Source organism: Ensifer sp. 4252 (genome assembly GCF_050434565.1).
In the GTDB taxonomy this organism is placed as follows: domain Bacteria; phylum Pseudomonadota; class Alphaproteobacteria; order Rhizobiales; family Rhizobiaceae; genus Ensifer.
Map to the genome: position 1 here is coordinate 695752 of NZ_JBNDIU010000001.1, position 20288 is coordinate 716039.

Sequence of the window (20288 nt, forward strand, 5' to 3'; positions counted from 1 at the left end):
TTATCAAGGACGAGCGGGACGCCCGGGCGCCGACAGGGTGTTCGAAATATTGTCTGGCGCCGACGCGACAAGAACCGGCAGCGGGCAGAACGCCAATTGGCGCTTCCGGTGGCGACGTGGGACGGATCCGGGCGTTCACAGACATCGCGCTCTCTTCCAATTTTCGCGCCTCGCCTATACCGATGCTAAATCCTTGCTGCACAGGTACTCCTCGATGATCGTTCGCGACCGCCCCAGCCTTCTCAAGCTCTTCTTCATCCTGCGCGGTTCGGTCATCCAGCGGATCTTCCCGCAGGTGCTGTTCGTCTTCGCGCTGTCGGCTGGTGTTGTCTGGTCGCACCAGGCCTTTCCCGCGATGGTGCCGAGCGTCAACAGTGGACCGTTCGCGCTTTTGGGCATCGCCCTTTCGGTGTTTCTCGGTTTTCGCAACAATGCCTGCTACGACCGCTGGTGGGAGGCCCGCAAGGATTGGGGGCAGCTGATTTTCGTCTCGCGTGACTTTGCCCGCCAGACACTGATCCTCGACGCGAATGGTGCGGAAGACCCAGACGGCGCGCGTGCGCGTCTGCTCAATCTGGTGATCGCCTTTGCACAGACGCTGGTCTGCCACCTGCGGCCAGGCAGCCAGCCGGACAAGGCGTTGAAAAGGTTGCCGGTGGATCTCCTGCCTGCCTACAAGGCCAGCCGCAATGCCCCCGACCTGCTGCTGCGCGAGATCGGTGCTCTGCTTGCCGGACTGCGTGCAACCGACAGGATCAGCGATATTCAATTGATGATGCTGGACGGCACGGTCGGACGCATGTCGGCCGTGCTTGCTGCCTGCGAGCGTATCCGCAACACGCCGGTTCCCTTCGGCTACACGCTGCTTCTGCACCGCACCGCCTATCTCTTCTGTTTCCTCCTGCCCTTCGGTTTTGCCGACGCGCTGGGGTGGGCGACGCCGTTCGTAACCGCACTCGTCGCCTATACTTTCTTCGGCCTCGACGCGCTTGGCGACGAACTGGAGGAACCGTTCGGCACTTTGCCGAATGACCTGCCAATCGTGGCACTCGCCGATACGATCGAGATCAACCTGCGTGAAGCCTTGGGGGAAAACGACCTGCCCGAACTGCCGAAACCGAAGGACTACATGTTGATGTAGCCGGGAGACTTCCTAGGGCCGCACGCTAGCGATGGTCAACACACGCCAGGATGGCTATAACGACATCTCGCAGCTTCTGGATTTATTTCCTACTTGCCATGCAGGGTTTCTAAGAGCGAAGGTTTCAAATGCGGCTCAGCAAGGCATTGAACGGGCTCATCGTCAGCCTCGGCCTCGTCGTTGTTCTCATGCTTGTGATGAATTTCAGGGTGGCCGAATTCGGCCGTGCCTCCAGCGCTGACAGCCTCACCGTCGAGGAGTGGGAGCAGAGGAAACTTGCTCTTCGCGAAGAACGCCATGCCTTTTCCCGTGCAGCGACCGGGTGCAAGCTCGGGATGGAAAAGCGCATTGCCGAGGGCCGGATCGCCAACGTCGACCTAGCGAAGCTGGGGTCTCACTTCGATGTGCGGCTGGCAGAGATTCCGGCAGCCTATTGCTGGCTGTCCGTCCGCGCCATTATCGACGATCAGATCAGCTATGAGGAGTTCGTCGCCTGGGCGGACGAACCCCCGCTCGACCTGCCCGAGAGACTTGCGGGCCGTTAGCCCCGAGCCCTAACCCTTCAGAATCGCCAGAACCCGGGCGACCGCCGGCCGCTGCGTCATGCGGTTGCGGTGATCCAGGATCCTCGGGAACCGTGCGGGGTCCACGCCATCCGGCTCGAGCCAGCCAGCGATGGTGAAGAGGTAGGGGTCGGCGATCGAGTAGGTATCGCCCGCAACGAAGGGACCGGCGAGCATCTTGGTTTCGATCAGTTCGAAGCAATCCGTCATGTTCGAAGCCACCTTGGCTCTCATCGCCTCATGCGCCGCCGGATCGTCCGCCCAGCGCGCACCGCGCCGGCCGTGCGCGTGGGCGACATGCACGGTGGAGCAGAGATAGCTCAGGAAGGACTGGATCCGTGCAAACTCGAAGGCATCGTCGAACGGCGCCAGCTTCGCTTGCGGAACGCATTGAGCGATGTAGGTGAGGATCGCCGGTGTCTCGGTAATCGTGCCGCGATCGGTGACGAGCGCGGGGACGCGCCCCTTCGGATTGACGGCGAGATAGTCGGGCTTGGTCTGTTCCGCCTTGGAAAAATCGACCGGCACGGCCGTGTAATCGATGCCAGTCTCTTCCAGCGCGATGTGCGAGGCCAGCGAGCAGGTCCCCGGGGTGTAGAACAATTTCAGCACATTACTCTCCTTGCCATTCAACGGCGACCCTGGCGCCACTGTTCGGGCCGCAGAAGAAATCAAGTCGCCACGGTTGACAAGCCAAATCCATCTTCAATACAACGTGATTGTTACGTTATAACATTATTTCGGAGTTACTCATGAAAAGCTTCATTTCCTCCCTGCTTGCCGCCGGCCTGCTGGCCACCGCAGCCACGCCGGCATTTGCGCATGGCGCCTGGATCGGCGAGCGCTGGGGCGACCTTGCTGTGATTTACGGCCATGGCCCCGCCGACGAAGCCTATGATCCGGCAAAGGTGAAATCCGTTTCTGCCCTCGGCGAGGATGGCAAGGCGCTGCCTGTCACCATCGAGCCGGCCGGCACCCATGCCCTGCTGAAGTTCGATGGCGAGCCGACCCTGCTCGCGCTCGAATTCGACAACGGCTACTGGAGCGAGGGTGCTGACGGCAAATGGGTGAACAAGCCGAAAAGCGAGGTGCCTGGCGCCAAGCAGGCGAGCCACTCGGTGAAATACAGCATCGCGCTTGTGCATGTGCACGGCGACATGCCGGCGTTCCCGGCCCAGCCGCTGCAGATCGTGCCGCTCGACAATCCGATCGGGCTGAAGCCCGGCGAAAAACTTCGCGTCCGCCTGCTACTTGATGGAAAGCCGCTCGAAGGCAAGGAAATCACCGTCGACTACGCCGGACTGCCGGAGCTCGTTTCCGAAAAAACGGACGCGAAGGGCGAAACCGAAGTGACCTTGCGCAATGCCGGCGTCAACATTCTCGCCGTCAGCCACGCAATTCCGCTCGAAGGCGATACCGCCGCCGACAAGAAGGGGCTGACGGCAACGCTGACCTTCGTCGCCGAGCCGCACGTGCACGAATAAGGTCACGTCTTTTCGGGCAGTCGGCACAAGCGCGACAAGGCACGCCTTGTGACATCCCCACAGCAATCGGCAGCCCGGCGCGTTGCACCCGCCGGGGCTGCTTTCACTCAGGCGACCCGCGCCTCGCTGCAACCGGGCACATCTTCGAGGCTGTAATAGACCGGAATGCCGCGCTCCCGGGCGATACGGACATCGTTGTCCGCCCCCTTGCTGTCGCCCGGCAGACGCAGCACGGCATCGCAGAGTGCCAGCAGCCGTCCAGCGACGGGATGGAAGATCTCCTCATAGAGTTCGTCGCCGATCCTGGCGCCGCCGGCGGCATGCCAGACCGGCAGCGCCACCCACTCCCCGATCATTGGCACATGGCCTGCTTTGAACAGCGCATAGGACGGCTCCTCCAGCCTTTTCAGATTTTCCGCCATCTTGGCCAGATCGTCGCCAGTGCCCGACCGATAGGGACCTGCAATCAGGATCAGCATGATTTTTCCTCATTTTTGCACGATATATCCAGATTATTCTGGAGTATTTATAATACTTCGTGCAATATCGTGAAGAGTCAAGGAGCGGAATGAATGCTGACCACACAGAGACGGACGCTGATCTCGGCACGGCTAAACCGCGACGGCGAGATCGTCGCCAAGCGTCTGGCGGATGAATTGGACCTTTCCGAAGATACGATTCGGCGTGATCTGCGGGAAATGGCGGCCGAGGGGCTGCTCAAGCGGGTGCATGGCGGCGCGCTGCCGCTCGTGCCTGCCCTGCCCGACTTTGCCGCACGTCAGGAGATTGCCAGCGACGTCAAACGCAGGCTCGGACACAAGGCGGCCGGACTTGTCGCCCCGGGGCAAACGATCTTTCTCGACGGCGGCACCAGCAATGCAGAAATCGCCAGAGCGCTTCCGCGCGAGATGCGGCTGACGATCGTCACGCACAGCCCGACCATTGCGGCCGAACTGGAGAGACATGACGCGGATGTAATTCTTATCGGCGGCAGGCTTTACAAGCACTCGATGGTGGCAACGGGTGCCGCCGCCTTGGCGGCCATTGCCGCTATCCGTGTCGACATCTTCTTCCTGGGCGTCACGGCGATCCATCCGGTTCACGGGTTTTCGACCGGCGACTATGAGGAGGCCGCGGTCAAGCGCGCCATCCTCGGCCAAGCCGCCGATACCTTCGTCATCGCCACAGCCGAAAAATTCGACGCCGCCTCGCCGCACCACGTCGCCAACGCCGAAGACATTGCCGGCCTGATCGTGCCGGGAGATATGAACGGCGATACTCTCGGCCCCTATCGCGACAAAGGCATGGCGCTTCTGTCTGCGTGAGACGCGGAGTACTGGTCGCTGCGGGGCGTGTGCGACAACGCGCGGGCGGGGTTCAGCCCCGCGCGTTCTTCCAATGAATATCAGGCGGCGAAGGCCTCCGTCACCCTGACGTCACCGACCGGGATGCCGTTCCAGTTCTTCATGGTGTGATTCGCCTGCGCCATCAGAGCCGCGTGCACGTCAGGCTCGTCCCGGAAGAAGCGGGCAAGCGTGGCGGTGACCATCGCCTCGGCCGCACGGGTGGCACCATCCTCGCATTTGACAGCGATGGCGATGCCCTTTTCCGGGATCGCCGCGCAGAAGACGCCTTCCGCGCCGGTTTTCGCGAAGATCCGGCCGGGTGCCGTTTCCATCAGCCGGGTGCAGCCCCGCTTCGTGCCCGCGACGTAGAAAGGCTCGGCCATGCAGGCTTCGATCAGCCGCTTCGATGCCCGTGCGCGCTCGGGCGCGAGACCGACGCCAGTCGCCATTTTCGCAAAACCATGCGCGAGGCCCTTCAGCGGCACCGCATAGGTCGGGATCGAGCAGCCGTCGACGCCGCAATTGTCGCGGCCGAGGATCGCACCGGTCAGGCTTTCCATGGCACCGCGGATTTCCTGCTGCAGCGGGTGGTCATAACCGACATAGCCCTTCACTTCAGTCCCGGAATGGCAGCAGGCGCAGATGAAGCCGGAATGTTTGCCGGAACAATTGTTGTGAAGCGCGCTCGGCGCCTCCATCGACCGTGCCTGACCGATCAGCGTCTTCTGGTCGGACGACCAGTGAGCGCCGCATTCGAGCGCCGAGACATCGCGGCCGGCAGCAGCCAGCATCTTCGTGGCAAGCGCGACATGTTCCGGCTCGCCCGAATGGGAGGAGCAGGCGAGCGCCAGTTCCCTGTTACCGAAACCATAAGCATCGGCAGCGCCGCTTTCCATCAGCGGCAGCGCCTGCATCGCCTTGCAGGCCGATCGCGGGAACACTCCGCTGTCGGTATCGCCCAACGAAAAGATCGTCCGGCCTTCGCTGTCGACGGCAATAACCAGGCCGCGGTGACGGCTTTCGACCAGATTGCCGCGCGTGACTTCGACGAGAACGGGATTCGACATGCCTTGCCCTCAAATTTCCTAGATTGGTGCATGCATTTAGCAGGAATCGGACAACAGGAAACCGGGGCTTTCATGAAATTCATCCGCAGGCTCGTTGCCGCCTTTCTAGTCATCTACCTCTTGCCGGCTCTGGCCTCTGCCGGATGGTGGTACATGAAGGAGCGTCCCCAGAGCTGGCGCGATGCCGATTGGTCGTCCGCAGGCATCCTGCCGAAACCGGCGCAAAGCCCGGATGCGGCAGTCTACATCTTTTCCGCCACGACGGGCGGCATGAAAGGTGCTGTCGCCAGCCACGCCTGGATCGTCACCAAGGAACAGGGCGCCCAGGCCTATAACCGCTACGACAAGGTCGGCTGGGGCAAGCCGATCCGCAGGAACGCCTATCCGGCGGACGCCCGCTGGTACTCGAACGAACCGCGGCTGGTTGCGACCGCCAGCGGCGCGGAAGCGAGCAGACTGATCCCGAAGATCGAAGCGGCGATTGCTGCCTACCCCTACTCATCCGCCGGCGGCTATCGGATCTGGCCCGGGCCGAACTCCAACAGCTTCGTTGCCCATGTGCTGCGCTCGGTCCCGGAGCTCAATGCGGTGTTGCCGCCGGACGCTGTCGGGCGTGACTATCTGCCGGAGGGCAAGCTGTTCCAGATCGACGCCGATGGCCGCGACCTGCATGCGACGCTCTATGGCCTCGCGGGCATTTCGGCGGGGGTGCGCAGCGGCCTGGAGCTACATTTCTTCGGCCTCGTCGCCGGTTTCGACATTGCCAAACCGGGCATCAAGATCCCGGCTGTCGGGCGTTTCGGTCTTTGACGACATCGCAGGCGTGAGGGCATGCCGGCGCAGAATGCATTTGAAGATCAGGGTGGGAAATGCACGGCGGGCTAGAAATGGAAAAGGGCCGCGCGAGGCGACCCTTCCCTGAGTTTTGGCCAAGTGGCTGGCCCGGGCTTAGGACCCGAAGGAAGGCGGGGATCAGGCCGAAGCTTGCCTCGACGTGTTCACCTCTCCCATGCCCGTCACGACGACCGAAATCTCATTAGACATTGGATCACCTTCCTTTCTGTTCGTTATCGATTTATGCAAGGTAGGAGATTTTCCCGGGATTGCAAGGTCAACGAAGGTCGTAACTTAAGCCGCCGTCACGACGCGTTTTGCATGGTCATGACGAAGTTCGCATTGTCATGACGAACCTCGCATGGACATGACGATCTTGCCGATGTGGTCGCCCTCTTCCATCATCCGATGTCCGTCTGCCACCTGTTCGAACGGCAGCACCGCGTGGATGACCGGGGCGACGTTGCCCGCCTCGAGCAATGGCCAGGCCGTTGCCAGCAGGCCGTCGCGGATCGACTGTTTCTCTGCCGCCGTGCGCGGGCGGAGCGCCGAACCCATGACATGCAGGCGCTTGGACAGGATCGGGGCGATATTGGCTGCCTCGACTTTGGCGCCGCCAAGAAAGGCGATGATCGAGAGCCGCCCGTCCTTGGCAAGCGAACCAATATTGCGGTCGAAGTAGCGGCCACCGACCATGTCGAGGATCACGTCGACGCCCCGACCGCCGGTTTCCTCCAGCACGACCGACTTGAAGTCCTCGTCGCGATAGTTGATCGCCCGCTTTGCACCGAGCGCCTCGCAAGCCCGGCACTTCTCGGTGCTGCCAGCGGTGACGAAGACCTCTGCGCCTGACGCTTTTGCCAGTTGGATCGCCGTCGTGCCGATGCCGCTCGATCCGCCGTGGACGAGGATGGTCTCCCCCGCTTTCAGGCCCGCCATGTCGAAGACATTGGCCCAGACGGTGAAAAAAGTTTCCGGCAATGCTGCCGCTTTCACCGCGTCATACCCTTTTGGCCAGGCAAGCGCCTGCGTCGCCGGCACGGCCGCATATTCGGCGTAACCACCACCGTTGGCAAGCGCGCAGACCTTGTCGCCGATCGAGAAACCTTGCGTCCCCTCGCCTAGAGCCACCACTTCGCCGGCAACTTCCAACCCGAGAATGGGACTGGCGCCGGGCGGCGGCGGGTAGTCGCCCTTGCGCTGGAGCACATCGGGCCGGTTGATGCCTGCCGCTTCGACACGCACCAGAATGTCGCCGGCCTTGAGCGTCGGCAATGGTCCCTTCGACAGCACCATATGTTCCGGCCCGCCCGGGGATGGAAGATCAACGAAGGTCATTTCAGACGGTATTGGCATGGCGCAACCCTTCAAGTTTCACGCGCCATACCTAGCGCTACCCAGGCGCCGCGGAAAGGTCCGATGTCGATCCGGGCTGCCCGAGCTCGTCGCGAAGAAACGAAAGGATCAGTGCTGCGACCTCACCGGGACTCTCCCAATGCGGATTGTGGCCATGGCCCTTGAGCGTGATGGACCGCACGGAGGCGAAGGCGACAGCCAGGGCCCGCCGATCTCCGATGCCGAAAAGCGGATCCTGTGCCCCGGCGATGCACAGCACCGGCGCTTTGACTTGAGCCGCGTGCGATTTGAGGTCCGTTACCGCAAGCGCATCGAGGAGCGATCGCCAAACCGTCGTCGGCATTGCCGCGGCTTCGTGGCGCAGATGCCCCAGGAACGCCATGTCGACAGGCCGGCTGCAGGCATACCAGCGATCGAAGAAGGCGTCGTCGGGACGAAGCGGGTCTTTGAGGGCGCGTATGACTCGGGCCACATCCTTCCTCGGGCCGAAGTCCGGCTTGAGGCTTCCCGAGAGCAGAACCAACGCGCGCACCGCCTGCTGGCGGCGAGCGGCAATCTCGATCGCAATCATCGCTCCCATAGAATGGCCAACAAGCGCAAACTCGTGGACGCCAAGCCGATCGATCAGACAATCGACATCGCGGGCGAAGTCGGCAACCGCCATCCCCTCGGCGGGCATCGAACCGCCATGCCCGCCGAGGTCCGGAATGATGAGACGATATCCGCCGAAGTTAGAGGCGATCAGGCTGAAACTGCGGCTCGTATCGGAATAGCCGTGCAACAGAAGGAGTGCCGGCCCCTGTCCCAGGTCGACATAGGCGAACTGCCGACCGCCGGGCAGTTCTATCCGCCGTTTGACGCCTCCCCACGATTGCTGATCGACCACCATCAAAGACCGAGCGCGGATTTGACCGCGGTCAGCCCCGGCTGCCCGTCGTAGGTTGTCACGCCGGCGAGCCATGTTTCCAGACGCTGCGGTTCTTGCCTGATCGACTTGACCCCTGCCTCGTCGGGCGACAGACCGTCATTCATTAGGTAGCCCATGCCGCGGTTCTCGAATTCGACGTCGAAAACGAGGTTGTTCAACAGCTTGGCGACATTCGGGCACTCCTGCAGGTACCCCTTGCGTACCTGGGTGGACACCGTTGCCGCACCCAAATTCGGACCGTAGAACTTGTCGCCACCTGTCAGATACTTCATCGAAAACACGCTGTTCATCGGATGTGGCGCCCAGCCTTGGAACACGATGAAGGCCTGGTCACGAACCCGGCGCGTCACCTCGGACAACATGCCCTGCTCGCTCGACTCGACCACTTCCCAGCCTTCCAGGCTGAGGTCTGGATCCTTGATGGCATCGAGCATCAGCTGATTGGAGCCCGGCTCGATGCCGTACATCTTCCTTTCGAACTTGTCGGCGAAGGTTTTCAGATCCGCGAAATCCTTGACGCCCGCTTCCCAGACGTAGTCGGGAACGGCAAAGGTGTATTTCGCCCCGTCGAGATTGGTTCGTACCGTCTCGACCGAACCGTCCTCCCGATAAGGCTTGTAGTAGGCGACCATAGCCGGATCCCAGTAGCCGAGAAAAACGTCGAGGTCGTTGCTGCGCAGGCTCGTATAGATGACGTCGATGCCGAGAAGCTTGCTTTCCGGCTCATATCCGAGCGCCTTCAGCAAGGTCAGCCCGACGCCGGTCGTAAAGGCCAGATCGTTCCAGCCCGGTTCCGCCAGCCGCACGCTTTTGCACGCCTGCGGATCACCGGCAAAGGCGGAACTCGTGGCCGCCAGCAGCGCAGCGACAGATATCAGGCCCTTCAAACGTAGCATCACGATCCCCATTTTGTCCGGCTGGACTTTAAATTGACCTACCGGTCAACAATTGATCTTCGTGGAAAGTTTGTCAATATGAGAATCGCTTGGGAGAAGATGCATGCGATTGACGAAGATCAGCGAGATCAGGCGCCACGAGCTGCGGCGGGCGGCCTTCGAGGTCTTGCAGAGAGAGGGAATGGCCGGGGCAACCCTGGAAAAGGTGGCGACGCATGCCGGCGCCTCGAAGGGCATCGTGCTGCACTATTTTGCCAACAAACAGGAACTGTTCGAACACGCCATGCGCGAGGCGAACGCTTCCTTAAAAGAAGCAGTGGTCAAACGGCTGAACCGCGCACGCAGTCCGCTTGAACGGTTAGACGCAATCATCGAGGCCAATTTCGAGGAACGCTTCTTCCAGCCTTCCGTCTGCCATGCCTGGTTGTCGCTTTGTGCCGAGGTGCCGCGCGAACCACAATTGGCGCGGATTCAGAAGATCATTCACGCAAGGATGCGTTCAAACCTGCTGTCGGCGCTGGCGTACATTTTGCCCGCGAACGAGTGCGAAGATGTCGCGCTCGCGATCACATCGCTTATCGACGGCCTCTGGCTACGGCTTGGGCTCCAATCGGAAGGGCTGACGCGGGACATGGCGCTGGCACAGATGCGCGACTATCTCGCGCATCGTCTGCCGGCAGCGGTAAAATAGGGCCGCGGCACTACCGCAGCCTTCTATGGCCGGCCAATCTGCTCGCTACCCGTCGCTAAGCGCCCAGTGCCTCCAGAACAAGACCGCTGGCGCTGCCCTTGGCGCGAGACTTGATCTCCGCGATGCGGGCGCTGACGGCCTGGGCGTCAGAGAAGACGAAGCCTTCCGGTAGCCCAAGCACAGCGATCGAACAGCGCATCAGCGGAAAATCCCTGGCCGTGCCATCGCGACCATGGCCACTGATACGCCCCTCTGCCTGATGCTCCGGCAGATAGAGCTGGCGGACATCGGTGGCGAAGTCGTCAAGCAGACGGTGAAGGACGACCTGCAGTTCATCGACGGTGCAACCGCTGATGCCGACGAAGAAATCGTCACCGCCGACATGGCCGAGGAACTTCTCTTCCCCGATGAAATGCCGCCGCAGCAGAGCGGCAAAAAGCGAGATCGCCAGATCGCCCTTCTGGAAACCGTAGGTATCGTTGAACGGCTTGAAATCGTCGAAGTCGCAATAGCAGAAATAGCGGGGCTGGTCGCCGTCGAGGATCGCATCCTGGACGTAATCACGGATGGCGCGATTACCGGGCAACCCGGTCAGCGGGTTCTGCTCTTGCGCCGTCTTCAACTGCTTCTCGTTGATGATCTTTAGGAGCGACGATGCCGACAGGATGCCGGCGTAACGCATATTCTCGGTCAGGATCACGCAGTCGCTGCCGTCCATGCCGGCAAAGATCTTCAACATCTCGTCGGCCGGCGTATCGAGATCGGCGATCGGCGCCGGGCTTGCGAAATGCGAGATGCGGCGCTGGTAGAGACGGTTCTTCAGGAGGTCGCGGCCGAAGGGATGATAGATCATTTCCTTGACGTGATACTCATGCAGGATGCCGCGCGGCTCGCCATTGGCGTTGAGTACCGGAAAAAAGGGCTGGCGCGGGTTGAGGCGGAAGAGATCGAAGGCGGATTCGAGTTCGTCGCTTTCGCGCACCGTCGGCAATTGTTCGATCTGCTTGCGGATTAGAATGCTGTCGAGCGTCGCCGACGAGCGGTGGCCGCCGCCATTCAACGCCAGGTGCGGATAGGCCGGCTGCAATTCGCTTAAGTGCGTCGTCGGCCGGGCGATGAAATAGCCCTGCACAAGGTCGCAGCCAAGATCGCGACAGGTCTGGAACTCCGCCTCGGTCTCGACGCCTTCGGCGATGACCCGAGTGCCGAGCACATGGGCGGTGTTGACGGTGTGGCGAACAAGGTGGCGCTTGCGCGCATCGGCGTCGATGCCGGAAATGAAGTGCCGGTCGATCTTCACATAATCGACCGGCTGATCGCAAAGCAGCTTCAGGCCATTGAAGCCGGCGCCGAAATCATCGATGGCCAGCTTGAAGCCGGCGAGCCGAAGTTCGCGGACAAGCGCCGAGAAATCCGGCATCTTGCCGCTGTCGAAACGTTCGGACAGCTCGAAGCAGAGCGACGACGGCGCGATATTGGCGCGCTTCAGGTGATTGACGAGACGCTCGACGATCGCGTCTTCGCCGCCGACGAGGCGGGAATCGAAATTCAGGAACAGTGTGCGGGTGGAGAACTCCGGCAAAGTCGCGAAGGCCGCAACGGCACGGCTGTTGACCATATGCTCCAGCGCCAGCAACTGGCCGGCCTCTTCCGCCTTGTCGAGCAATTCCAAAGGCGAGGCAAAGCCCAGCTTCTGAAAGCCGCGCATCAGCGACTCGTAGCCGAAGACGGCACCGGTTGCCGCTTCGACGATCGGCTGGAAGGCGCTTTCGATCACAAGCTTTGCAAGCGTTACGATCTGGTCGTCGCCGAACCGGCGAAGCGAGAGAATTTCGGCGGGGGCGGCGGACATGCCGGGCTCCAGAAACTTGAGAACGGACGATCGGACGGCCGCAGGATGGCGACCAAGAGTCAACGAAGTCTTTCCCCTGTATGAAGCTTTGATGAAAGCTATATGACAGCTCCGCCCGCGCTGACCATTGTCGGACTTGCTAATAAAATCAGTAGTTTCATCAGTTCTTTCGAAACTGCGGCCCCTGTGTCGCGCCAGGTTCAGACGAGAGCAAGAACGAGGACGTAGCCGGTACCGATGACCACGCAGAAGGGGGCGTAGAAATACCGGTCGAGCGTGGCGAACGGCTCCTGCGGATGGCGGCGCCGGAAGATGGCTGTGAATGCAAGGGCGCCGCGGACAAGAAAGATTGCAGCCAGCAGCGCCATTCCCATCCACACCAAGCTCGCAGGCAAGATCGACGGTGAGCCCGAAACCAATATCAGCGGCAACAAGCCTGCCATGAAGACCAAGAACGCGACCATTGCCGTCAATCCGGCAGGCGGCATGGTCTCCAGGCCGGACGCGCCGACGACGGTTTTCGCGAGCGACGCTTCATCGTGACCCGGCCAGAGTCCGCCCCAAGCCCAATAGGCGTGAACGGTGGCGATCACCGAAAGAACAAGACAAATCGCCGAAGCGAGCGTTAGCGATAACATTTCATCCTCCATCGCAAGGTTCTGGCGGCTGTGCTCAGCCGGCCAGTTTGCTGAGGTTCACGGGCGTTGACCGCAATCCCAGCAGTGCCAGCGTGGAGATCAACAGGAACACGGCCCATTGCGGTGTCTGCCAGAGGGTGCCGACATAGCCGAGCCCGTAGCCGATGAAGAGGCCGGCATAGGCGAGATATTGCGCGACGACGGCACCGGCAAGCGCCTGCCGATGACGACGGCTGACCGATGCCCAAAGCAAGGCGACGCTGTTGACGGCAAGAACCGCCGATGTCGCGTGCCAAAGCAGCGACACGTAGACCTTGAGAACCGGCGACAGATCAGCCGCAAGCAATGGATCATGCACGTCGGGACCGCCCGCCAGCACATGAATGCCAGTCGTCACAAAGGAAAGCGCGGCTGCCGAAAGAAGCCAAAGGTTCATGATGTCGTCTCCAAAAACTCACCATACGGTAGCGTATGTACGCATGCTCATTGCACGAGTCAATACGGTGGCGTATGGGTGCGGCATGGCGACAAAGACACCTCTTTCAAGCGACGACTGGGTCAAGGCGGCCTTCCGCGCGCTGTCGACCGGCGGCGTGCAGGCGATCCGGGCAGAGGCGATCGCGCGCGATCTGAAGGTCAGCAAGGGTTCGTTCTACTGGCACTTCAGGGACGTGCCGGATCTGAAGGCGCAGATGCTGGAACACTGGGCGGCCCAAGCCACGGATGCGATCATTGCGGATGTGGAAGCAAACGATGGTTCGGGGCGCGAGCAATTGAGACTGCTGGTCGAGGCGGCGACCGGCGACCGCAATCTCGCCTATGGCGGAGTACAGGCTGAGGGGGCTATCCGCGAATGGGCGCGGTACGACGACGCCGCTGCGGCTGTGCTCAAGGTCGTAGACCAGCGGCGGCTCGCCTATGTCGCGAGACTGTTCGAGCGATGCGGCTTCTTCGCCGCCTCCAGCCGAAGCGGCGCGAACATTCTCTACGGCGCCTTGATCGGGCTTGAGGCGCTCGCCTCGGGCGAGCTTGCCGATCTTCGCACCGACATGCTCGCGCTGCTTTCAGCGCTTCTTGAGCGGGGCGGCGATCAAGGAGCCTAGCCCTTCGCCAGGACCCCGAAGGCGATCAGCGACAGGCCCTGCATCACCAGATCGACCGCCAGGAACAGGCCGAGGATCCAGAGGCTGTTGACCGGCCAGCCGGCGGCAATGATCAGACCGGCGGCAAGCGTGACCATACCGCCGAGCGCGACCCATCCCCAGCCCTGTATCGGCCGAAGTTTGAAGCTGACCCAGATGCGGAAGCAACCGGCAACGATCAGCGCGATGGCCATCAGGACGGTGAGGAAGGACGAGGCCAGCACCGGATTGATGAAGGCAAAGAGCCCGGCGATGGCGTAGCAGGCGCCGCTCAAGACCCAATAGAGCACGCTGTCCCAGCCCTTGACCTGGAAGGCGTGAGCGAGATTGAACAGGCCGCCGATCAGCATGATCAGCCCGACATAATAGACCGAGGCCACCGTCGCCATCAGCAGGTTGCCGAAGGCAAGCCCGCCGCACATGATCAAGAGCACGCCGAGCGCGACGAACCATCCCCATTTGCCGGCAACCGCCGCCTTGCCAGCCGGATCGAATGCATAGGTCATTTCAACCTCCAGTCCTTCGAATATCCAGAACGCTACCATCGGATTGAGCCGGATTTCTCTGCAAAAAGAAAGAGAAAACATCGCAGATTTTTATTGATTGATGAGTCAATCAAAAATAAACTGACCATAGTCAAGGGAGAGACGAATGCCCAAGGTCGGAATGGAACCTGTGCGCCGCAAGGCGCTGGTGGATGCGGCGCTGCGCGTGATCGGCGACCAGGGCACGCTCGCCGTCACCATGTCCGACATCGCCCGCCGCGCCGGCGTCTCCCCGGCGCTTGCCCATCACTATTTCGGCAGCAAGGAACAATTGCTGATCGAGACCGTGCGCAGTCTGCTAAGGCAACTGCGCGACGATACGGTGAAGGCGCTGAGCGCAGCGGCAACGCCGCGCGAGAAGCTGAGCGCGCTGATCCGCGTCTCGTTTCAGGCCAGCCAGTTTGCGCCCGACACCATCGCCGCGTGGCTCGCCTTTTATTCCGAAGCGCAGCGCTCGGAAGACGTCCGGCGCTTCCTCGTCGTCTATGCCCGGCGGCTGCGCTCCAATCTGATGGCGAGCCTCAAGGTGCTTTGCCCTGTCGATGACGCGGAACGCATTGCGGAAGGCGCAGCTGCGATGATCGACGGGCTTTACATCCGCCAGAGTCTGCGCTCCGCGCCGATCGGCATCGAAGCCTCGATCGCGCTGACGGAAGACTACGTCACCTCGCATCTCGACCAGCTCCACCGCCAAGGACGGGCCATATGACCGCCAGACCGAATATCCTGATCATCATGGTCGACCAGCTGAACGGAAAGTTCTTTCCCGACGGCCCGGCGGAATTTCTGCATGCGCCGAACCTGAAGAGCCTCGCCGCCCGCTCGGCCCGCTTTCGCAACAACTACACCTCGTCGCCGCTTTGCGCGCCGGCCCGCGCCTCGTTCATGGCGGGCCAGCTGCCGAGCCGCACCCGCGTCTATGACAACGCCGCCGAATACCAGTCCTCGATCCCGACCTACGCACACCATCTGCGCCGCGCCGGCTACTACACCGCATTGTCGGGCAAGATGCATTTCGTCGGACCGGATCAACTGCATGGTTTCGAGGAGCGCCTGACGACGGACATCTATCCCGCCGATTTCGGCTGGACGCCGGATTATCGCAAGCCGGGCGAGCGCATCGACTGGTGGTACCACAATCTCGGTTCCGTCACCGGCGCCGGCGTTGCCGAGATCACCAACCAGATGGAATATGATGACGAGGTCGCCTTCCTCGCCAACCAGAAGCTCTACCAGCTGTCGCGCGAAAACGACGATGCCGGCCGACGACCCTGGTGCCTGACCGTCTCCTTCACCCATCCGCACGACCCCTATGTCGCCCGCAAGAAATTCTGGGATCTCTACGAGGGTTGCGAGCATCTTCTGCCCGAGGTCGGCATGCTGCCGGAGGAAGATCAGGATCCGCACTCCAGGCGCATCATGCATTCCTGCGACTACGTCAATTTCGACTTGACCGAGGACAATATCCGCCGCTCGCGCCGCGCCTATTTCGCCAACATCTCCTATCTTGACGAGAAGGTCGGCGAACTCATCGACACGCTGACGCGCACCCGGATGCTCGACAACACGTTGATCCTGTTCTGCTCCGACCATGGCGACATGCTCGGCGAGCGCGGCCTGTGGTTCAAGATGAACTTCTTCGAAGGCTCGGCGCGCGTGCCCCTGATGGCCGCCGGCCCCGGCGTGACGCCAGGCCTGCACCTGGCACCAACGTCGAACCTCGACGTGACGCCGACGCTTTGCGACCTTGCCGGTATCTCGATGGACGAAGTGAAGCCCTGGACCGACGGCATCAGTCTGGTGTCTATGATCAACGGCGAAGAGCGCACGGAGCCGGTGCTGATGGAGTATGCGGCGGAAGCGTCCTACGCGCCGCTGATCGCCATCCGCGAAGGGAAATGGAAATATATCCACTGCGCGCTTGACCCGGATCAGCTCTATGATCTCGAAGCCGATCCGCTGGAACTAAGGAACCTCGCGGCAAATCCGGAGACACCAGTGCAGGCGGCAACGCTGAATGCGTTTCGCGACATGTGCGCCGCCCACTGGGACATGGAGGCCTTCGATGCCGCCGTGCGCGAGAGCCAGGCCCGGCGCTGGGTGGTCTACGAGGCGCTGCGGAACGGCGCCTACTATCCCTGGGACCACCAGCCGCTGCAGAAAGCATCCGAGCGCTACATGCGCAACCACATGAACCTCGACAATCTCGAGGAATCCAAACGCTACCCGCGGGGAGAATGACATGAGAGCCCAACCGCAAGCCTCGCACTTCATCGACGGCGACTATGTCGAGGACGTCGCCGGCACCGTCATCGAGAGCATCTATCCCGCAACCGGCGAGGTGATCGCCCGGCTGCATGCGGCAACGCCCGCGATCGTCGAAAAGGCGATTGCTGCAGCTAAGCGCGCGCAGCCGGAGTGGGCGGCCATGAGCCCGACCGCCCGCGGCCGCATCTTGAAGCGCGCCGCCGAAATCATGCGCGAGCGCAACCGCGAGCTTTCCGAGCTTGAAACGCTCGACACCGGCAAGCCGATCCAGGAGACGATCGTTGCCGACCCGACATCGGGTGCCGACAGCTTCGAGTTCTTCGGCGGAGTCATCGCCACTGCGCTCAACGGCGATTACATCCCGCTCGGCGGCGACTTTGCCTATACCAAGCGTGTGGCCCTCGGCGTCTGCGTCGGTATCGGCGCCTGGAACTATCCGCAGCAGATCGCCTGCTGGAAGGGCGCTCCAGCGCTTGCGGCTGGCAACTCCATGGTCTTCAAGCCATCAGAAAACACCCCGCTCGGCGCCCTGAAGATCGCCGAGATCCTGATTGAGGCCGGCCTTCCGAAGGGCCTCTACAACGTCATCCAGGGGGATCGCACGACCGGTCCGCTGCTCGTCAACCATCCCGATGTCGCCAAGGTGTCGCTCACCGGTTCGGTGCCGACCGGCCGCAAGGTCTATGAGGCGGCGGCTGCCGGCCTTCGCCATGTGACGATGGAGCTCGGCGGCAAGTCGCCGCTGATCGTCTTCGATGATGCCGACCTCGAAAGCGCCATCGGCGGCGCCATGCTCGGCAACTTCTATTCCACCGGCCAGGTCTGCTCCAACGGCACCCGCGTCTTCGTGCAGAAGGGCATCAAGGATGCGTTCCTCGATCGCCTCAAGGCCCGCACCGAAGCGATCGTCATCGGCGATCCGATGGATGAGGCGACTCAGCTCGGTCCGATGGTATCGGGCGCGCAGCGCGACAAGGTCTTCTCCTATATCGAAAAGGGCAAAGCCGAAGGCGCGCGTCTCGTCACCGGCGGCGGCATTCCGAACGCCGTCAGCGCCGAGGGCACCTATATCCAGCCGACCGTTTTTGCCGACGTCACGGACGATATGACCATCGCGCGTGAGGAGATCTTCGGCCCCGTGATGTGCGTTCTCGACTTCGAAGACGAGGCGGACGTCGTCGCGCGCGCGAATGCGACCGAGTTCGGCCTGTCGGCCGGCGTTTTCACAGCCGACATCACCCGCGCCCACCGCGTGGTCGACCAGCTCGAAGCCGGCACGCTCTGGATCAACACCTACAATCTTTGCCCGGTCGAGATCCCCTTCGGCGGCTCCAAGCAATCCGGCTTCGGTCGCGAGAATTCGGTGGCGGCGCTCAACCACTACAGCGAGTTGAAGACCGTCTATGTCGGCATGAGCCCGGTGCAGGCACCGTATTGAGGGAGAGCCGCCGTCCTACTGGAAAGCGGCTGCACTCTCCCCTCATCCTCGGGCGAGCGAAAGCGAGTTCCGGGGATCCAGCAGCGCCACGTCGGTGGCGCGAGATTCTTTCAAGCGACAGACGTCGCTTGGCTGGATTCCTGTGACGAGCACAGGAATGAGGGGTGGCGACAGCAGTCGCGGTACCGGCCGCTTCTTGGAGACGCAAGAGAAAGAGCACGACTATGCAGGCAGATTACATCATCATCGGCTCCGGCTCGGCCGGTTCGGCCCTCGCCTACCGCCTGTCGCAGGATGGCAAGCATTCGGTGCTCGTGCTCGAATATGGCGGCTCTGATATCGGGCCGTTCATCCAGATGCCGGCGGCGCTTGCCTGGCCGATGAGCATGGACCGCTACAATTGGGGCTACCATTCCGAACCGGAGCCGAACCTCAACAACCGGCGCATCACCGCGCCGCGCGGCAAAGTCATCGGCGGTTCCTCCTCGATCAACGGCCTTGTCTACGTGCGCGGCCATGCCGAGGATTTCAATCGCTGGGAAGACCTCGGCGCTCGCGGTTGGGCCTATGCGGACGTGCTTCCCTACTTCAAGCGCATGGAACATTCTCACGGCGGCGAGACCGGCTGGCGCGGGACAGACGGTCCGTTGCACGTCAAGCGCGGGCCAGTCACCAACCCGCTGTTCCACGCCTTCATCGAGGCGGGCCAGCAAGCGGGCTTCGAGCTTACCAACGACTACAACGGCAGCAAGCAGGAAGGCTTCGGCCTGATGGAGCAAACCGTGTGGCAGGGGCGCCGCTGGTCGGCGGCAAACGCGTATCTCCGGCCGGCGCTGAAACGGCTGAACGTTTCTCTCCTGCGCTGCTTTGCCCGCAAGATCGTGATCGAGAATGGCCGGGCGACTGGTGTCGAGATCGAACGCGGCGGCAAGATCGAGATCGTCAAGGCGAACCGCGAGGTCATCGTCTCGGCCTCCTCCTTCAACTCGCCGAAGCTCTTGATGCTGTCGGGCATCGGCCCGGCGCAGCATCTGAAGGACATGGGCATCGAGGTGAAGGTCGATCGACCCGGCGTCGGCGCCAATCTTCAGGACCATATGGAGTTCTATTTCCAGCAGGTCTCGACCAAGCCGGTCTCGCTCTATTCCTGGCTGCCCTGGTTCTGGCAGGGGGTCGCAGGCGCTCAATGGTTGCTGTCCAAGGGAGGGCTCGGCGCGTCCAACCAGTTCGAGGCCTGCGCCTTCCTGCGCTCGGCGCCGGGCGTCAAGCAGCCCGATATCCAGTACCACTTCCTGCCGGTCGCCATCAGCTATGACGGCAAGGCGGCCGCCAAGAGCCACGGCTTCCAGGTGCATGTCGGCTACAACCTGTCGAAGTCGCGCGGCAACGTCAGCTTGCGGTCCTCCGACCCGATGGCCGATCCGGTCATCCGCTTCAACTATATGAGCCACCCGGAGGACTGGGAAAAATTTCGCCATTGCGTGCGCCTTACCCGCGAAATCTTCGGCCAGCAGGCCTTCGATCAGTATCGCGGGCCCGAGATCCAGCCGGGCGAGAAAGTGCAGACGGACGATGAGATCGACGCCTTCTTGCGCGAACACCTCGAAAGCGCCTACCACCCCTGCGGCACCTGCCGGATGGGCGCCAAGGACGACCCGATGGCCGTGGTCGACCCGGAGACGCGGGTGATCGGCGTCGACGGTTTGCGCGTCGCGGACTCCTCGATCTTCCCGCACGTGACCTACGGCAATCTCAACAGCCCCTCGATCATGACCGGCGAAAAGGCCGCCGACCATATCCTCGGCAAGCAGCCGCTTGCCCGGTCCAATCAGGAGCCCTGGTTCAACCCGCGCTGGGCCGTCAGCGACAGATAGGATCGCCTGCGCCACGAGGCGCGTTTCGCCTGCATAGACTGCCGCAAAGTCTGCGGCATGTCACATTCACCGACGCTATCTCGTCCTGTCTTCTCAAGAGCCCGAGATGAAGGAGACGAACATGACGGCGAAGCTCGATCCGCTTGTCGCAACCGCTGCGGCAATGCCATCCTGGCTCCGCATGCGCGCTGGCCATTGCTTGGCCGCCTGTAGTGCACCGCAGTG

At 62.1% G+C, this 20288-nt stretch carries 21 protein-coding genes; 11 read left to right on the forward strand and 10 right to left on the reverse strand.

The window, feature by feature from the left end:
* Positions 1–214 precede the first annotated feature (214 nt).
* A complete protein-coding gene (locus ABIE33_RS03475) occupies positions 215–1141 on the forward strand; it encodes a bestrophin family protein (protein WP_429121412.1) in 927 nt (308 codons plus the stop codon).
* Positions 1142–1269: 128 nt separating this feature from the next.
* Positions 1270–1686: a hypothetical protein gene (locus ABIE33_RS03480; RefSeq protein ID WP_429121415.1), complete on the forward strand. Its 417-nt coding sequence runs from the start codon at positions 1270–1272 to the stop codon at positions 1684–1686.
* A 9-nt stretch (positions 1687–1695) separates the two neighbouring features.
* Here the strand turns inward: ABIE33_RS03480 and ABIE33_RS03485 are convergent, their stop codons facing one another.
* Entirely contained in the window at positions 1696–2316 is a 621-nt protein-coding gene (locus tag ABIE33_RS03485) for a glutathione S-transferase family protein (RefSeq protein WP_429121418.1), read from the reverse strand.
* A gap of 140 nt (positions 2317–2456) precedes the next feature.
* Here ABIE33_RS03485 and ABIE33_RS03490 point away from each other — a divergent pair, with 140 nt between their 5' ends.
* Positions 2457–3188 (forward strand): DUF4198 domain-containing protein, encoded by a 732-nt coding sequence (locus ABIE33_RS03490; protein WP_429121421.1) that lies wholly within the window; start codon positions 2457–2459, stop codon positions 3186–3188.
* A gap of 107 nt (positions 3189–3295) precedes the next feature.
* On the opposite strand, the gene ABIE33_RS03495 is transcribed toward ABIE33_RS03490, so the two are convergent.
* On the reverse strand, positions 3296–3667 hold the full coding sequence (locus tag ABIE33_RS03495; RefSeq protein WP_429121424.1) for a DUF4406 domain-containing protein: 372 nt from the start codon (positions 3665–3667) through the stop codon (positions 3296–3298).
* A 93-nt stretch (positions 3668–3760) separates the two neighbouring features.
* Between ABIE33_RS03495 and ABIE33_RS03500 the strand changes: the two genes are divergently transcribed.
* Positions 3761–4513, forward strand: a complete 753-nt coding sequence (locus tag ABIE33_RS03500; RefSeq protein WP_429121427.1) for a DeoR/GlpR family DNA-binding transcription regulator — start codon at positions 3761–3763, stop codon at positions 4511–4513.
* Positions 4514–4593: 80 nt separating this feature from the next.
* On the opposite strand, the gene ABIE33_RS03505 is transcribed toward ABIE33_RS03500, so the two are convergent.
* Positions 4594–5601 (reverse strand): asparaginase, encoded by a 1008-nt coding sequence (locus ABIE33_RS03505; RefSeq protein ID WP_429121430.1) that lies wholly within the window; start codon positions 5599–5601, stop codon positions 4594–4596.
* A 72-nt stretch (positions 5602–5673) separates the two neighbouring features.
* On the opposite strand from ABIE33_RS03505, the gene ABIE33_RS03510 reads away from it, so the two are divergent.
* A complete protein-coding gene (locus ABIE33_RS03510; RefSeq protein ID WP_429121433.1) occupies positions 5674–6411 on the forward strand; it encodes a DUF3750 domain-containing protein in 738 nt (245 codons plus the stop codon).
* Between the two features lie 369 nt (positions 6412–6780).
* Here ABIE33_RS03510 and ABIE33_RS03515 read toward each other — a convergent pair whose 3' ends face one another.
* The 3 genes from ABIE33_RS03515 to choX are packed head-to-tail and all read right to left on the reverse strand — an operon-like array spanning position 6781 to position 9615.
* On the reverse strand, positions 6781–7791 hold the full coding sequence (locus tag ABIE33_RS03515) for an NAD(P)H-quinone oxidoreductase (protein WP_429121435.1): 1011 nt from the start codon (positions 7789–7791) through the stop codon (positions 6781–6783).
* A gap of 37 nt (positions 7792–7828) precedes the next feature.
* Positions 7829–8677 (reverse strand): alpha/beta fold hydrolase, encoded by an 849-nt coding sequence (locus ABIE33_RS03520; protein WP_429121437.1) that lies wholly within the window; start codon positions 8675–8677, stop codon positions 7829–7831.
* Positions 8678–8679: 2 nt separating this feature from the next.
* A complete protein-coding gene (gene choX, locus ABIE33_RS03525; RefSeq protein ID WP_429121440.1) occupies positions 8680–9615 on the reverse strand; it encodes a choline ABC transporter substrate-binding protein in 936 nt (311 codons plus the stop codon).
* Positions 9616–9718: 103 nt separating this feature from the next.
* Here choX and betI (ABIE33_RS03530) point away from each other — a divergent pair, with 103 nt between their 5' ends.
* Complete coding sequence (betI, locus tag ABIE33_RS03530) at positions 9719–10306, forward strand: choline-binding transcriptional repressor BetI (RefSeq protein WP_429121443.1); 588 nt, start codon at positions 9719–9721, stop codon at positions 10304–10306.
* A 55-nt stretch (positions 10307–10361) separates the two neighbouring features.
* On the opposite strand, the gene ABIE33_RS03535 is transcribed toward betI (ABIE33_RS03530), so the two are convergent.
* The 3 genes from ABIE33_RS03535 to ABIE33_RS03545 form a co-directional block, all read right to left on the reverse strand.
* Complete coding sequence (locus tag ABIE33_RS03535) at positions 10362–12158, reverse strand: EAL domain-containing protein (RefSeq protein ID WP_429121445.1); 1797 nt, start codon at positions 12156–12158, stop codon at positions 10362–10364.
* A gap of 200 nt (positions 12159–12358) precedes the next feature.
* Positions 12359–12796, reverse strand: a complete 438-nt coding sequence (locus tag ABIE33_RS03540; protein ID WP_429121449.1) for a DUF3995 domain-containing protein — start codon at positions 12794–12796, stop codon at positions 12359–12361.
* A gap of 34 nt (positions 12797–12830) precedes the next feature.
* On the reverse strand, positions 12831–13232 hold the full coding sequence (locus ABIE33_RS03545; RefSeq protein WP_429121452.1) for a hypothetical protein: 402 nt from the start codon (positions 13230–13232) through the stop codon (positions 12831–12833).
* Between the two features lie 85 nt (positions 13233–13317).
* Here ABIE33_RS03545 and ABIE33_RS03550 point away from each other — a divergent pair, with 85 nt between their 5' ends.
* Positions 13318–13899 (forward strand): TetR/AcrR family transcriptional regulator, encoded by a 582-nt coding sequence (locus ABIE33_RS03550; protein WP_429121454.1) that lies wholly within the window; start codon positions 13318–13320, stop codon positions 13897–13899.
* On the opposite strand, the gene ABIE33_RS03555 is transcribed toward ABIE33_RS03550, so the two are convergent.
* A complete protein-coding gene (locus ABIE33_RS03555; protein ID WP_429121456.1) occupies positions 13896–14444 on the reverse strand; it encodes an HdeD family acid-resistance protein in 549 nt (182 codons plus the stop codon). The two genes, ABIE33_RS03550 and ABIE33_RS03555, sit on opposite strands and share 4 nt — an antisense overlap.
* A gap of 145 nt (positions 14445–14589) precedes the next feature.
* Between ABIE33_RS03555 and betI (ABIE33_RS03560) the strand changes: the two genes are divergently transcribed.
* The 4 genes from betI (ABIE33_RS03560) to betA all read left to right on the forward strand — a co-directional run bounded on the left by betI (ABIE33_RS03560) (position 14590) and on the right by betA (position 20063).
* Positions 14590–15192: a transcriptional regulator BetI gene (betI, locus tag ABIE33_RS03560; RefSeq protein ID WP_429121458.1), complete on the forward strand. Its 603-nt coding sequence runs from the start codon at positions 14590–14592 to the stop codon at positions 15190–15192.
* Positions 15189–16724, forward strand: a complete 1536-nt coding sequence (gene betC, locus ABIE33_RS03565; protein WP_429121461.1) for a choline-sulfatase — start codon at positions 15189–15191, stop codon at positions 16722–16724. Before betI (ABIE33_RS03560) ends, betC begins: the two co-directional genes overlap by 4 nt.
* Before the next feature lies 1 nt (position 16725).
* Positions 16726–18189 (forward strand): betaine-aldehyde dehydrogenase, encoded by a 1464-nt coding sequence (gene betB / locus ABIE33_RS03570; protein ID WP_429121464.1) that lies wholly within the window; start codon positions 16726–16728, stop codon positions 18187–18189.
* 224 nt (positions 18190–18413) lie between these two features.
* Complete coding sequence (gene betA, locus ABIE33_RS03575) at positions 18414–20063, forward strand: choline dehydrogenase (RefSeq protein WP_429121466.1); 1650 nt, start codon at positions 18414–18416, stop codon at positions 20061–20063.
* The last annotated feature ends 225 nt before the right edge of the window (positions 20064–20288 follow it).

Coding starts and splice junctions, on each gene's coding strand:
- ABIE33_RS03475 (WP_429121412.1), top strand. CDS start 215: ATGATCGTTCGCGACCGCCCCAGCCTTCTCAAGCTCTTCTTCATCCTG.
- ABIE33_RS03480 (WP_429121415.1), top strand. CDS start 1,270: ATGCGGCTCAGCAAGGCATTGAACGGGCTCATCGTCAGCCTCGGCCTC.
- ABIE33_RS03490 (WP_429121421.1), top strand. CDS start 2,457: ATGAAAAGCTTCATTTCCTCCCTGCTTGCCGCCGGCCTGCTGGCCACC.
- ABIE33_RS03495 (WP_429121424.1), bottom strand. CDS start 3,667: ATGCTGATCCTGATTGCAGGTCCCTATCGGTCGGGCACTGGCGACGAT.
- ABIE33_RS03500 (WP_429121427.1), top strand. CDS start 3,761: ATGCTGACCACACAGAGACGGACGCTGATCTCGGCACGGCTAAACCGC.
- ABIE33_RS03505 (WP_429121430.1), bottom strand. CDS start 5,601: ATGTCGAATCCCGTTCTCGTCGAAGTCACGCGCGGCAATCTGGTCGAA.
- ABIE33_RS03510 (WP_429121433.1), top strand. CDS start 5,674: ATGAAATTCATCCGCAGGCTCGTTGCCGCCTTTCTAGTCATCTACCTC.
- ABIE33_RS03515 (WP_429121435.1), bottom strand. CDS start 7,791: ATGCCAATACCGTCTGAAATGACCTTCGTTGATCTTCCATCCCCGGGC.
- choX (WP_429121440.1), bottom strand. CDS start 9,615: ATGCTACGTTTGAAGGGCCTGATATCTGTCGCTGCGCTGCTGGCGGCC.
- betI (WP_429121443.1), top strand. CDS start 9,719: ATGCGATTGACGAAGATCAGCGAGATCAGGCGCCACGAGCTGCGGCGG.
- ABIE33_RS03535 (WP_429121445.1), bottom strand. CDS start 12,158: ATGTCCGCCGCCCCCGCCGAAATTCTCTCGCTTCGCCGGTTCGGCGAC.
- ABIE33_RS03540 (WP_429121449.1), bottom strand. CDS start 12,796: ATGTTATCGCTAACGCTCGCTTCGGCGATTTGTCTTGTTCTTTCGGTG.
- ABIE33_RS03545 (WP_429121452.1), bottom strand. CDS start 13,232: ATGAACCTTTGGCTTCTTTCGGCAGCCGCGCTTTCCTTTGTGACGACT.
- ABIE33_RS03550 (WP_429121454.1), top strand. CDS start 13,318: ATGGCGACAAAGACACCTCTTTCAAGCGACGACTGGGTCAAGGCGGCC.
- ABIE33_RS03555 (WP_429121456.1), bottom strand. CDS start 14,444: ATGACCTATGCATTCGATCCGGCTGGCAAGGCGGCGGTTGCCGGCAAA.
- betI (WP_429121458.1), top strand. CDS start 14,590: ATGCCCAAGGTCGGAATGGAACCTGTGCGCCGCAAGGCGCTGGTGGAT.
- betC (WP_429121461.1), top strand. CDS start 15,189: ATGACCGCCAGACCGAATATCCTGATCATCATGGTCGACCAGCTGAAC.
- betB (WP_429121464.1), top strand. CDS start 16,726: ATGAGAGCCCAACCGCAAGCCTCGCACTTCATCGACGGCGACTATGTC.
- betA (WP_429121466.1), top strand. CDS start 18,414: ATGCAGGCAGATTACATCATCATCGGCTCCGGCTCGGCCGGTTCGGCC.